Annotated in this window: 11 protein-coding genes; 1 reads left to right on the forward strand and 10 read right to left on the reverse strand. The window is 59.4% G+C overall.

The features are described from left to right. Nucleotides 1-6 precede the first annotated feature (6 nt). The 10 genes from K5Y35_RS18535 to K5Y35_RS18580 all read right to left on the reverse strand — a co-directional run bounded on the left by K5Y35_RS18535 (nucleotide 7) and on the right by K5Y35_RS18580 (nucleotide 11,620). Nucleotides 7-420: an NADH-quinone oxidoreductase subunit A gene (locus tag K5Y35_RS18535; RefSeq protein ID WP_003223812.1), complete on the reverse strand. Its 414-nt coding sequence runs from the start codon at nucleotides 418-420 to the stop codon at nucleotides 7-9. Nucleotides 421-987: 567 nt separating this feature from the next. Further along, complete coding sequence (gene aceA / locus K5Y35_RS18540) at nucleotides 988-2,313, reverse strand: isocitrate lyase (protein WP_003223815.1); 1,326 nt, start codon at nucleotides 2,311-2,313, stop codon at nucleotides 988-990. A gap of 477 nt (nucleotides 2,314-2,790) precedes the next feature. Next, nucleotides 2,791-3,552, reverse strand: coding sequence for a secretin N-terminal domain-containing protein (locus K5Y35_RS18545; RefSeq protein WP_123462470.1), 762 nt, complete (start codon nucleotides 3,550-3,552; stop codon nucleotides 2,791-2,793). Between the two features lie 215 nt (nucleotides 3,553-3,767). Then, nucleotides 3,768-4,193: a GNAT family N-acetyltransferase gene (locus K5Y35_RS18550; RefSeq protein WP_095138930.1), complete on the reverse strand. Its 426-nt coding sequence runs from the start codon at nucleotides 4,191-4,193 to the stop codon at nucleotides 3,768-3,770. Further along, a complete protein-coding gene (locus K5Y35_RS18555) occupies nucleotides 4,186-5,355 on the reverse strand; it encodes a cupin domain-containing protein (protein WP_123462472.1) in 1,170 nt (389 codons plus the stop codon). Before K5Y35_RS18555 ends, K5Y35_RS18550 begins: the two co-directional genes overlap by 8 nt. A gap of 86 nt (nucleotides 5,356-5,441) precedes the next feature. Continuing rightward, a complete protein-coding gene (gene purB, locus K5Y35_RS18560) occupies nucleotides 5,442-6,812 on the reverse strand; it encodes an adenylosuccinate lyase (RefSeq protein ID WP_016987412.1) in 1,371 nt (456 codons plus the stop codon). A 127-nt stretch (nucleotides 6,813-6,939) separates the two neighbouring features. Beyond that, nucleotides 6,940-7,563 carry a high frequency lysogenization protein HflD gene (hflD, locus tag K5Y35_RS18565; protein ID WP_123462474.1) on the reverse strand — a complete coding sequence of 208 codons (624 nt, stop codon included), beginning with the start codon at nucleotides 7,561-7,563 and terminating at the stop codon, nucleotides 6,940-6,942. Then, the gene (gene mnmA, locus K5Y35_RS18570; RefSeq protein ID WP_025109000.1) at nucleotides 7,560-8,684 is read right to left on the reverse strand and encodes a tRNA 2-thiouridine(34) synthase MnmA; all 1,125 of its coding nucleotides are present in this window, start codon (nucleotides 8,682-8,684) and stop codon (nucleotides 7,560-7,562) included. Before mnmA ends, hflD begins: the two co-directional genes overlap by 4 nt. Nucleotides 8,685-8,743: 59 nt before the next feature. Then, a complete protein-coding gene (locus K5Y35_RS18575; RefSeq protein ID WP_128614942.1) occupies nucleotides 8,744-9,190 on the reverse strand; it encodes an NUDIX hydrolase in 447 nt (148 codons plus the stop codon). Nucleotides 9,191-9,394: 204 nt separating this feature from the next. Continuing rightward, the gene (locus K5Y35_RS18580) at nucleotides 9,395-11,620 is read right to left on the reverse strand and encodes an NADP-dependent isocitrate dehydrogenase (protein ID WP_123462478.1); all 2,226 of its coding nucleotides are present in this window, start codon (nucleotides 11,618-11,620) and stop codon (nucleotides 9,395-9,397) included. 481 nt (nucleotides 11,621-12,101) lie between these two features. Between K5Y35_RS18580 and icd the strand changes: the two genes are divergently transcribed. Next, nucleotides 12,102-13,358 (forward strand): NADP-dependent isocitrate dehydrogenase, encoded by a 1,257-nt coding sequence (gene icd / locus K5Y35_RS18585; protein ID WP_034155137.1) that lies wholly within the window; start codon nucleotides 12,102-12,104, stop codon nucleotides 13,356-13,358. Nucleotides 13,359-13,402: the final 44 nt, after the last annotated feature.

Below are 13,402 nucleotides of genomic sequence, written 5' to 3' on the forward strand. Positions count from 1 at the left end.
AAAGCCTCATTGTTTCAGCTTCGCCTGCCGCTTGCGACGAGCTTCCGGAGCCCAGTCAAGGGCGCCCACTCGGAACAGGTAGACAAGACCTGCCAACAGAATTGCTATGAAAACGAGAGCTTCGACGAATCCGGTCCAGCCGCTTTCGCGGACGGACACAGACCATGCAAAGAGAAAGAGGGCTTCGATATCGAAGATCACGAACAGCATCGCGACCAGATAGAATTTGGCTGAGAGCCGCAAGCGGGCGCCACCGGTAGGTAGCATGCCGGACTCGAACGGTTCGTTTTTGCTGCGGCCCCAGGCTTTTGACCCGAGGAGGCTGGAGACGCCGAGCATGAAGGCACACAGGCCGACTACACCCAGAAGGAAAATGGCAAAGCCCCAGTTGTGGGCCATGAGTCCTGTCGCTTCGGGCATGCTGGTAATCCTTAACAGAGAGCAAAGGTCTCTGAGCTTGATAAAGAAATAAGGCAGTGACGATATGTCGCAGCAATCAATCGCGCTGATTTTATGGCTAAACACCCTGCAAGTAAAATTCCTATAGCGAAATTATTTATTGGAATAAGGACATAGCGCACCTCCAATGCCCTGCAGCCCATGCATTGCGGGCATTAGCCGGGTTTGTGTGAATTATGTTTTGTAGGAAATGTAACGAACATAGTTGCTGCTAAATGATAATTGATATCGTTTGGAGTGCTTTTGTAACTGTTTAGCGGTGCAGTAAACAGAAAGTTGTCTTATATGCCTGTTACTGCAAGTAGCGGTGGCGTCCGTTTTAGCGGATTTTTCTGACATCTGTACCGCTCTGGATCAATGTTTTCTCCGGACGTCACCGATCCCTGCAGGCTCACTCCTACAGGGATTTGTGGTGGTCATTGAATCCTGGGCAAAAAAACGCCCCGAACCAGTCGGGGCGTCAGTCTTGCGGCTTTGCGGTTAGCTTTCTATACGATCCGCAAAGGCCGTTTGCTCAGCGAAGCAGAATCAGTGGAACTGTTCTTCTTCGGTCGAACCGGTCAGCGCGGTCACCGAGGACGAGCCACCCTGAATCACGGTGGTCATGTCGTCGAAGTAGCCGGTGCCCACTTCCTGCTGGTGAGCCACGAAGGTGTAACCCTTGGCGGCGTCGGCGAATTCTTGCTCTTGCAGCTTCACGTAGGCAGTCATGTCGTTGCGGGCGTAGTCGTGCGCCAGGTTGAACATGCTGTGCCACATGTTGTGAATGCCGGCCAGGGTGATGAACTGGTGCTTGTAACCCATGGCAGACAGTTCGCGCTGGAACTTGGCGATGGTCGCGTCGTCCAGGTTTTTCTTCCAGTTGAAGGAAGGCGAGCAGTTGTACGACAGCAGTTGGTCCGGGTATTCCTTTTTGATCGCTTCAGCGAAGCGACGGGCTTCTTCCAGATCCGGCTTGGCGGTTTCGCACCAGATCAGGTCGGCATACGGCGCGTAAGCCAGGCCACGGGCGATCGCTTGGTCCAGGCCAGCGCGAACCTTGTAGAAACCTTCCTGAGTACGCTCGCCAGTCACGAACGGCTGGTCGTACGGGTCGCAGTCGGAAGTCAGCAGGTCAGCCGCGTTGGCGTCGGTACGAGCCAGAATGATGGTCGGAGTACCGGCAACGTCGGCAGCCAGACGGGCAGCGGTCAGCTTCTGTACGGCTTCCTGAGTTGGAACCAGTACTTTGCCGCCCATGTGACCACACTTCTTCACGGAAGCCAGCTGGTCTTCGAAGTGAACGCCGGCGGCGCCTGCTTCGATCATGCTCTTCATCAGCTCGTAGGCGTTCAGAACGCCGCCGAAACCGGCTTCGGCGTCAGCCACGATTGGCGCGAAGTAGTCGATGTAGCCTTCGTCGCCCGGGTTCTTGCCGGCTTTCCACTGGATCTGGTCAGCGCGACGGAACGAGTTGTTGATGCGCTTGACCACGGTTGGCACTGAGTCCACCGGGTACAGCGACTGGTCCGGGTACATGGATTCGGCGGAGTTGTTGTCCGCAGCCACTTGCCAGCCCGACAGGTAGATCGCCTGGATACCGGCCTTGACTTGCTGAACAGCCTGGCCGCCGGTCAGGGCGCCCATGCAGTTGACGAAATCTTTCTCTGGGCGGAAGGACGGCTTGGCACCCTGGGTGACCAGGTTCCACAGCTTCTCGGCGCCCATTTTCGCGAAAGTGTGCTCAGGTTGAACCGAGCCACGCAGACGGACGACGTCAGCAGCGGAATAAGTGCGAGTCACGCCTTTCCAGCGCGGGTTTTCAGCCCAGTCTTTTTCAAGGGCTGCAATTTGCTGTTCGCGTGTCAGTGCCATGGAGATAAACCTCGTCGCGTCTTTATGAAAAGTTGTTCTGCGGTGGAAAATTCCTGCGCTCGCTGACCAGAAGCTTAGGTGGTCAAGTCGGGTTCGGCGGGGGAGGCGACGGGATGAACGATGGGCTCGAGGGGAAAGTGAGCAGGTAAAGGCGAACTGGCGGGCGCAATCGGGGCGTCGTGGGCCTTTCATACGAACTGCAGTGTGGTGCCGGGTTACCTAATAACGCTTCCGTCCCTCGGGACAACTTCGTTCCAGTCGACAACCTCGTCAAACACACCTTGTGGGCGGTACAGACACGAAGCGGTTCGCGGGGTAGGTGCGAACGTCGCTTCGAAGGCCCTTGCCAGGGCCTCTGATTAGCGGGAGCGAGGCCATCATGCCTTTGCTTTTTTGCCTCGTCAAACGTTTTGTAGTGCTTTTTTTCAAGCACTACATCTTTGGTCTAATACGACTAATCAGTCAGTTTTTGGTGCTTTAGTCCAGCGCGTCGACTTTGACCCGCAAGGTCATGTCATCCCGGCCTTGAGTCGAGTAGCTGCGGGTCAGGCCCTGTTGGTCGGCCTGAGTCTGGCGATTGACGCCGGCGAGGGTGATCCATTCGCCGAGGCGTCCGCTGACGGTTGTGTCGGTGCTTTGCACGTTCACTACATCGGGACGTTCCTGGCTCATGCGGTCACGGTTGGTACTGATTGCCAGGTGAACGATGTCGCCGGTGACGCTGGCCGTCACGTAAAAACCCTGGGTGACGTTGCGATATTGCGTCTGGCTGCTGTAATCGCCATAGGAGTTGGTCTGGCTGCTGGTGATCGGCACGCTCTGGCCAACCTGGATCAGCGCCGGCATGCCGTCGGTGGCCTGTACCTGCTGCACGCCGCCGTCGCGGCTGGCGGTGCTGCGACTGATGATCCGGGTCTGGTTCGGCGGCGCGCCGTTGACCGAGTAGCCTTCATCGCCGCGGCCGTTGTTTTCGTTGGTGTCGACCGTGATCAACAAGCGTTTGGGTGCAGTGTCGAGCTGGGTGACCAGCGCCTTGAGCTCCTGAATCTTGTCCGGCTCGGCCTTGATGATCAGTTGATTGCCATAGGCGCTGACCTGGCCGTCCTTGCCGATGAAGTCTTGCGCCATCGGCAGCATGTCGGCGCTGGTGCGGTACTTGAGGGGCACGATTTCTGTGGCTGCCATCACCGACAGGCTGCAACCGAGCAGCAGGGTGGTGAGCAGGGTGCGTAGGGACATGTCCGTTATCTCCGCTTTCGAAAGGCTTGATATTGCCAGTTTGTCGGCCCGCGGTGGTGCAAGTTGAATCGTAGACAGCAAAACGCCCCGGCATCGGCGGATGTCGGGGCGTTTTGTGGTGTGCTTGCGGGCCTCTTCGCGAGCAGGCTCATTCCTACAGGGAATCGCATTTCAATTGTAGGAGTGAGCCTGCTCGCGATCGCCGCGCCGCGGTCTCAAGCCGAATGGCGAACCATATCGACATGCGGAATCCCGGCTTCAAGGAATTCCTCACTGACCAGGCTAAAGCCCAAGCGCTCATAGAACGCCGTGGCCTGTACCTGCGCACTGAGCATCTGCTGCTGCAGGCCACGCGCTTCAGCTTCAGCAATCACCGCTTGCATCAGCGCATCACCAACCTTCATCCCGCGCCAGTCTTTCAGCACGGATACCCGGCCAATGTGCCCGTCGGGCAACAGGCGCGCAGTGCCAATCGGAAAGTCGCCTTCAAACGCCAGAAAATGCACGGCGGTCGCGTCATCCGCGTCCCATTCCAGCTCGGGTGGCACCGATTGTTCGGCGATGAACACCGTTTCACGAATGCGCCGGATCTCGGCGATGTCCTTCTGCCAGTCTGCGACACGTACGCGAATCTTATTCATCGGCGAACCCCAGGCTGCCTTGCTTGACCAGTTCGCACAGCAGGCCGCGACCGTCTTCGTCGTCCAGCCAGTCGCCGAGGTTGTCGGTGTGCAGGGCGTCGGCGGCGCAGATCAGCTTCAGCAGTTCGCGCAGTTTGCCCGGCAGATAACGGCTCTGGCCGCTGGCGAACAGCAGCAGGTCGTCATCGACTTCCGACCAGGCCAAGCGCGCGCTCGGGTTGCGGATCAGTACCGCGCCGTCCTGCAGCGCAGCGAGGAAGTCTTCTTCTTCAACTTCTTCCGGGCCCACCACCAGTTCCGGATAGCGCGGCTCGGTCATGTACTGGCCGAACCAGGTCAGCAGCAGACGCTCGTCGCTCATGTGCTCGGCGAGCAGGGCTTTCAGGCGATCCAGTGCGTCGTGTTGAATCTGATGCGGGTCAGCGGCCGGTTGCGCGTCGGCATCGGTGTAGCGCTCTTCGTCAGTCAGGAACTGGCTGAGGAAGTCGGTGAAGTGGGTCAGCACTTCAGAAGCGCTCGGTGCGCGGAAGCCGACCGAGTAGGTCATGCAGTTGTCGACCGCGACACCGCAATGGGCCAGACGGGGCGGCAGGTAGAGCATGTCGCCCGGCTCCAGTACCCACTCTTCGGTCTCGTGGAATTCGGCGAGGATGCGCAGGTCGGCGTGTTGCAGCAGCGGGCTCTCGGAATCGCACATCTGGCCGATTTTCCAGTTGCGCTTGCCGTGGCCTTGCAGCAGGAACACGTCGTAGTTGTCGAAGTGCGGACCGACGCTGCCACCCGGGGCGGCGAAGCTGATCATCACGTCATCGACGCGCCAGCTCGGCAGGAAGCGGAAGTTTTCCAGCAGTTCGCTGACTTCCGGGACGAACTGGTCAACGGCCTGCACCAGCAGGGTCCACTCTTTTTCCGGCAGTTTGCTGAATTCGTCTTCGGCAAACGGGCCGCGACGCAGTTCCCATGGGCGCTCGCCGTGTTCGATCACCAGACGCGATTCGACTTCTTCTTCCAGGGCCAGGCCGGCCAGTTCGTCGGCGTCGATCGGGCTTTCGAAGTCAGGAATCGCCTGACGGATCAGCAGTGGCTTTTTCTGCCAGTAGTCGCGCAGGAATTCGCGTGCCGTAAGGCCGCCCAGAAGTTGAAGAGGAATATCGGAATTCATATGTAACCTATTGAAAAAAAGCACTTTTCAGACGGGAATAAAAACGCCCGGCGCGGCCGGGCGTCTCAAACGGATCAAGCGGTCGATCAGATGCGTTTGGCTTGCGCTACAGCGTTGCCGATGTAGTTGGCCGGGGTCAGTTGCTTGAGCTCGGCTTTCGCTTGCGCTGGCATGTCCAGGCCGTCGATGAAAGTCTGCAACGCTTCAGGGCTGATGCCCTTGCCGCGGGTCAGTTCTTTCAGCTTCTCGTACGGGTTTTCGATGTTGTAGCGGCGCATCACGGTCTGGATCGGCTCAGCCAGGACTTCCCAGCAAGCGTCGAGGTCAGCGGCAATCTTCTGCTCGTTGAGCTCCAGCTTGCTGATGCCTTTGAGGCTGGCTTCGTAGGCGATCACGCTGTGGGCGAAGCCGACACCGAGGTTACGCAGTACGGTGGAGTCGGTCAGATCGCGCTGCCAGCGGGAAATCGGCAGTTTGCTCGCCAGGTGCTGGAACAGGGCGTTGGCGATACCCAGGTTGCCTTCGGAGTTTTCGAAGTCGATCGGGTTGACCTTGTGTGGCATGGTCGACGAACCGATTTCGCCCGCGATGGTGCGCTGCTTGAAATAACCCAGGGAGATGTAGCCCCAGATGTCGCGGTCGAAGTCGATCAGGATGGTGTTGAAGCGCGCAATGGCGTCGAACAGCTCGGCGATGTAGTCGTGCGGTTCGATCTGCGTGGTGTACGGGTTGAAGCCCAGGCCCAGTTCGTCTTCGATGAAGGCGCGGGCATTGGCTTCCCAGTCGATCTGCGGGTAGGCCGACAGGTGGGCGTTGTAGTTGCCGACAGCGCCGTTGATTTTGCCCAGCAGCGGTACGGCAGCGACTTGAGCGATCTGACGCTCGAGACGGTACACCACGTTCGCCAGCTCTTTACCCAAAGTAGTCGGGGAGGCGGGTTGACCGTGGGTGCGCGACAGCATTGGCACGTCAGCGAAACGGATCGCCAGTTCGCGGATGGCATTGGCGGTCTGGCGCATCAGCGGCAGCATCACGTCGTCACGGCCTTCGCGCAGCATCAGGGCGTGGGACAGGTTGTTGATGTCTTCGCTGGTGCAGGCAAAGTGGATGAACTCGCTGACCTTGGCCAGCTCCGGCAGCTTGGCCGCCTGCTCCTTGAGCAGGTATTCGATCGCCTTGACGTCGTGGTTGGTGGTGCGCTCGATCTCTTTGACGCGCTCGGCGTGCTCCAGCGAGAAGTTTTCAGCCAGTTCATTGAGAACGGCGTTGGCCTCGGCGGAGAAGGCTGGCACTTCCGGGATACCGGCGTGGGCGGCCAGGCGCTGGAGCCAGCGCACTTCAACCAGGACGCGGGCACGGATCAGGCCGTACTCGCTGAAAATCGGGCGCAGGGCCTGGGTTTTGCCGGCGTAGCGGCCGTCAACAGGGGAAACCGCAGTGAGCGAAGAGAGCTGCATGGGGTGTTCTCGGACAGTCGGGCAACGAAATGGGGCGCGTATCATACATGAAAAAATCCGCCGGTCCGTTGCCAACTGACCGGCGTATTACGCGCTACAGACTACAAAACTTTTATTGCGCGACGATTTACTCGCTACGCATCAACGGATACAGCTCTTTGAGCAGCTTGCGCCGGCTGATCACCAACTGCCAGCGGTGCCCGCCAAGCTGACGCCACAGGCGCGCCGAACGAATGCCGGCGAGCAGCAGGGCGCGGATCTTCGAGGCGTTGCTCGGTTGCTGCAGGTTGCGCATGTCGCCGTGCACTTGAATGCGTTGGCGCAAGGTGCTCAGGGTGTCCTGATACAGCGCGCCGCAGGCCGCGACCACGTTTTCGTGGGCCGGGCCGAAGTGTTCGACCTGCGACTGGATCTGCGGCAGGCGCTTGCCGATGGTGTCGAGCATGTCGCCACGCTTGGCCAGTTGCCGCTCCAGGCCGAGCATCGACAGCGCATAACGCAACGGCTCGCGCTGCAAGGTGCTCGGGTCGCGTTCAAGGGCGCCGATCAACGCACGATAACCTTCGCGCAGATTGATATCGTCGCCGCCGTATACGTCGAGCGTGTCCTTGGGGTCGCGTACCAGCAGGCTGCCGAGCATGCAGCTCAGGCCGGCCTCGTTGGTCTGGCCGGTCTTGGCGATGCGGTCAACCAGCACGGCGGCGAGAAACACGCCGCCCAGCGCGGTCAGTTGCTCCTGGGTCGGGCTCATGCCTGGCCGCTCCACGGCTCGGCGACTTCGATCACGCCGCCACCGAGGCAGATTTCACCGTCATAGAACACCACGGACTGGCCTGGAGTGACCGCACGTTGCGGTTCGTCGAACACGGCGCGGTAGCCGCTGGCGGTTTTTTCCAGGGTGCAGGCCTGGTCGCTCTGGCGATAACGCACTTTGGCGGTGAGGCGCAGCGGCTGGCTCAGGTCGATCGGGTTGACCCAATAGATTTCCGAAGCGAGCAGGGCGCTGGAGAACAGCCACGGATGGTTGTTGCCCTGGCCGACGATCAGCTCGTTGGTGTCCAGGTCCTTGCGCAGCACGTACCACGGCTCGTCGCCGGCGTCTTTCAAGCCGCCGATACCGAGGCCCTGGCGCTGACCGATGGTGTGGTACATCAAGCCGTGGTGACGGCCGATGACTTCGCCTTCGGTGGTCTTGATTTCGCCCGGTTGCGCCGGCAGGTATTGCTTGAGGAAGTCGCTGAAGCGGCGTTCGCCAATAAAGCAGATCCCGGTGGAATCCTTCTTCTTGGCGGTCGCCAGCTCGTATTTCTCGGCAATCGCGCGGACTTCAGGCTTCTCCAGCTCACCGACCGGGAACAGGGTCTTGGCAATCTGTTCGCCGCCGACGGCATGCAGGAAGTAGCTCTGATCCTTGTTCGGGTCGAGGCCCTTGAGCAGTTCGGTGCGGCCTTCGATGTCGCGGCGACGCACGTAGTGGCCGGTAGCAATCAGGTCGGCGCCGAGCATCATGGCGTAGTCGAGAAACGCCTTGAACTTGATTTCGCGGTTGCACAGGATGTCCGGGTTCGGCGTACGGCCTGCCTTGTATTCGGCGAGGAAGTGCTCGAACACGTTGTCCCAGTACTCGGCGGCGAAGTTGGCGGTGTGCAGCTTGATACCGATTTTGTCGCAGACAGCCTGGGCATCCGCCAGGTCGTCCATGGCGGTGCAGTACTCCGTTCCGTCGTCTTCTTCCCAGTTCTTCATGAACAGGCCTTCCACCTCGTAACCCTGCTCGATCAGCAGGAGAGCGGAAACGGAAGAGTCCACGCCGCCGGACATGCCGACAATGACGCGCTTCTTGGATGTGTCAGAAGGGGCTGGATCACGCATAGGGATTCAATGAGTGTCTTGAAAAAGGACGCGATTCTATCAGGCTCACGGCCTCAAGGCTAAAGAGAAGGGCGGATCAGTTCGAGACTGAAGTGATGGCCGGCCAGATAATCGTCGATGCAACGGATGATCAGCTCGCTGCGCCAGTTGTCGCGCTGGGCGATTAATTCGCTGCGGGTCAACCACTTGGCGCCGACGATGCCATCGTCCAGTTGGTAGTCCGGGTGGTGTTTCACCGCTTTGGCGCTGAAGCACACACGCTGGTAAGTCACGCCGTTGCTCGGCGCGGTGTACAGGTAAATGCCGATCACGCCGGTGGGTTCGACGTCCCAGCCGGTTTCTTCGAGGGTCTCGCGCACGGCGGCGTCGATCAGGGTTTCGTCCGGGTCGAGGTGACCGGCGGGTTGGTTCAGCACGTTACGCCCGGCCTTGTGCTCTTCGACCATCAGGAAGCGGCCGTTGTCCTCGACGATGGTGGCGACGGTGATGTGGGGGAGCCATTCCATGAGTAGACCTCGGTGTTGAATATTGAAACCCGAACCCTGTGGGAGCTGGCTTGCCAGCGATAGCAATGGATCAGTCACATCAATGTTGAATGATAAACCGCCATCGCTGGCAAGCCAGCTCCCACAGGGTTTTGTGGTGATCATAAAGCCCGGAAACACAAACCCCGGCGCAGGGCCGGGGTTTGCGATGTTCCCTTTACAACCTTAAACCAGCGCAGCAATCGCCGCGTTGAAGGTTGCGCTTGGGCGCATGGCCTTGCTGATCAGCTCGGCATCGGCGTGGTAGTAACCACCGATGTCCACTGGCTTGCCCTGAACGGCGTTGAGCTCGGCAACGATGGTCGCCTCGTTCTCGGTCAGGGTTTTGGCCAGGGTCGCGAACTGCGCTTGCAGTGCAGCGTCTTCGGTCTGGGCGGCCAGGGCCTGAGCCCAGTACAGCGCCAGGTAGAAGTGGCTGCCGCGGTTGTCGATGTTGCCGACTTTGCGCGATGGCGACTTGTTGTTGTCGAGGAACTGGCCGGTGGCCTGATCCAGGGTTTTCGACAGCACCAGCGCTTTCGGGTTGTTGTAGTTCACACCCAGGTGCTCAAGGGACGCTGCCAGTGCGAGGAACTCGCCCAGCGAATCCCAGCGCAGGAAGTTCTCTTCAACCAGTTGCTGCACGTGCTTCGGTGCCGAACCGCCGGCGCCGGTTTCGAACAGGCCACCGCCGTTCATCAGCGGCACGATCGACAGCATCTTGGCGCTGGTGCCCAGTTCCATGATCGGGAACAGGTCGGTCAGGTAGTCGCGCAGGACGTTGCCGGTCACCGAAATGGTGTCCTTGCCTTCGCGAGTGCGCTGCAGGGTGTACTTCATGGCATCGACCGGCGCCATGATCTGGATGTCCAGACCGGCAGTGTCGTGATCCTTCAGGTAAGCCTGAACTTTCTCGATCACCACGCCGTCGTGGGCGCGCATCGGGTCCAGCCAGAAGATCGCCGGGGTGCTGCTGGCGCGAGCACGGTTGACGGCCAGTTTGACCCAGTCCTGGATCGGCGCGTCTTTGGTCTGGCACATGCGGAAGATGTCGCCGGCTTCAACAGCCTGCTCCATCAGCAGCTTGCCCTTGCTGTCGGTCACGCGAACCACGCCGTCAGCCTTGATCTGGAAGGTCTTGTCGTGCGAACCGTACTCTTCGGCTTTCTTCGCCATCAGGCCAACGTTTGGCACGCTGCCCATGGTGGTCGGATCGAACGCACCGTTGGCTTTGCAATCTTCGATCACGGCCTGGTAGATGGTCGCGTAGCAACGATCCGGGATCACTGCCTTGGTGTCGTGCAACTGACCGTCGGTGCCCCACATCTTGCCGGAGTCACGGATCATTGCTGGCATCGAGGCGTCGACAATGACGTCGCTCGGCACGTGCAGGTTGGTGATGCCTTTGTCGGAGTTGACCATCGCCAGCGCAGGGCGAGCGGCGTAGACCGCTGCCATGTCGGCTTCGATCTGTGCTTGCTGCTCGGCCGGCAGGGCCTTGATGCGTGCGTACAGGTCGCCGATGCCGTTGTTCAGGTTGAAGCCGATCTGGGCCAGCACGTCAGCGTGCTTGGTCAGGGCGTCTTTATAGAACTCGGCAACGATCTGGCCGAACATGATCGGGTCGGAAACCTTCATCATGGTCGCTTTCAGGTGCACCGACAGCAGCACGCCTTGGGCCTTGGCGCTGTCGATTTCAGCGGCGATGAATGCGCGCAGAGCGTTTTTGCTCATTACGGCGCAGTCGAGGATCTCGCCGGCCTGAACGCTGGTTTTTTCTTTCAGAACGGTAGCAGTACCGTCCTTGGCGATCAGCTCGATCTTCACGGCGTCAGCGGCGTCGATCAGGGCAGCTTTTTCGCTGCCGTAGAAATCGCCGGTGCTCATGTGAGCCACGTGGGACTTGGAGTCTTTGGCCCAGGCGCCCATTTTGTGCGGGTGCTTGCGCGCATAGTTTTTAACCGACAGCGGAGCGCGGCGGTCGGAGTTGCCTTCACGCAGAACCGGGTTCACGGCGCTGCCCTTGACCTTGTCGTAACGCGCCTTGGCTTCTTTCTCGGCATCGTTGGTCACGGCTTCCGGGTAGTCCGGCAGGTTGTAACCCTGGGCTTGCAGCTCTTTGATCGCGGCTTGCAGCTGTGGCACCGAAGCACTGATGTTCGGCAGCTTGATGATGTTGGCTTCAGGCGTAACGGCCAGGTCGCCCAGTTCGGCGAGGTGGTCGGCTACGGCTTTGTCGCCCAGTTGCTCGGGGAAGCTGGCCAGAATACGTGCTGCAAGAGAGATATCGCGGGTTTCCACGGCGATATCGGCCGAGGCGGTGTAAGCCTCGATGATCGGCAGCAGGGAATAGGTGGCGAGGGCTGGAGCTTCGTCGGTGAAGGTATAGATGATCTTCGAGCGGGTGGGCATATTCGGATTAACTCTCTCTTCTTTGCTAAAGCGTGCGCAGAAACTCGAGGGGCGCCGGGTAAGCGCGTTCGTTCAAAGTCATCCATGAACCGAATGTCGAGATTCTTCGCGGTGATGTTGGGTGCATCAGTAGAGCGTCAAGCAGTCGGACTGCGGTAACAACCCGACCAATCAGGCGGAAAGTCTCGTGCTAGAGAGGCCAGCCGTCGTGACCCTTTGGTCAGCGGGCGGCATTATACATAGGTAGCTGGCAATCTGCCGATGGTTCATATGCAACGATTCTCGTCCATTGGTCTAAAGGTCGCAGGGCGGGGTGGGGCGTAGAGTCGTCGCGAATGCTTGAGTTTGGCGCTTTTCCCTTTGCTTTCAGGCTTGTACGAAACGAGATGTAGGCGCGCCACGAACAGAGGGTTTGCGTGTTGATTTAACTGGGTTACGCTCGAACCAAGCCAGATGTTCAATCCAAACAATGGAGTTCAGCATGGGTTACAAGAAGATTCAGGTTCCAGCCGTCGGCGACAAAATCACCGTCAATGCAGACCATTCTCTCAATGTTCCTGATAACCCGATCATCCCCTTCATCGAAGGTGACGGCATTGGTGTCGACATCAGTCCGGTGATGATCAAGGTGGTCGATGCTGCAGTTCAAAAGGCATACGGCGGTAAACGCAAGATTTCCTGGATGGAAGTCTACGCCGGGGAAAAAGCCACTCAGGTTTACGATCAGGATACCTGGCTGCCTCAGGAAACCCTGGATGCAGTCAAGGATTACGTGGTTTCCATCAAAGGCCCGCTGACCACTCCCGTCGGTGGCGGCATCCGCTCGCTGAACGTGGCCCTGCGTCAGCAACTCGACCTGTACGTCTGCCTGCGCCCGGTGCGCTGGTTCGAAGGTGTACCAAGCCCGGTTAAAAAGCCTGGCGACGTCGACATGACCATCTTCCGCGAGAACTCCGAAGACATCTACGCTGGCATCGAGTGGAAGGCCGGTTCGCCGGAAGCCACCAAGGTCATCAAATTCCTTAAAGAAGAAATGGGCGTCACCAAGATCCGTTTCGACGAAAACTGCGGTATCGGCGTCAAGCCGGTTTCGCTGGAAGGCACCAAGCGTCTGGCGCGCAAGGCTCTGCAGTATGTGGTCGATAACGACCGCGATTCGCTGACCATCGTGCACAAAGGCAACATCATGAAGTTCACCGAAGGTGCCTTCAAAGAGTGGGCCTATGAAGTGGCGGCCGAAGAATTCGGCGCGACCCTGCTCGACGGTGGCCCGTGGATGCAGTTCAAGAATCCGAAAACCGGCAAGAACGTTGTGGTCAAGGATGCCATCGCCGATGCCATGCTCCAGCAGATCCTGCTGCGCCCGGCCGAATACGATGTGATCGCGACCCTGAACCTCAACGGCGACTACCTCTCCGATGCCCTGGCGGCGGAAGTGGGGGGTATCGGCATTGCACCGGGCGCCAACCTGTCCGACACCGTGGCGATGTTCGAAGCGACCCACGGCACCGCGCCGAAGTACGCCGGCAAGGACCAGGTCAACCCGGGTTCGCTGATTCTCTCGGCGGAAATGATGCTGCGTCACATGGGCTGGACCGAAGCGGCGGATCTGATCATCAAGGGCACCAACGGCGCCATTGGTGCGAAAACCGTGACCTATGACTTCGAACGTCTGATGGACGGGGCCAAGCTGGTTTCGTCTTCGGGCTTCGGTGATGCGCTGATTTCGCATATGTAAATGAAAGCGGCTGTAACCAAAAACGCCCGGCTCGAGTGATCGAG

It is taken from the genome of Pseudomonas sp. SC3(2021) (assembly GCF_019856535.1).
Classification (GTDB): Bacteria; Pseudomonadota; Gammaproteobacteria; order Pseudomonadales; family Pseudomonadaceae; genus Aquipseudomonas; species Aquipseudomonas monsensis.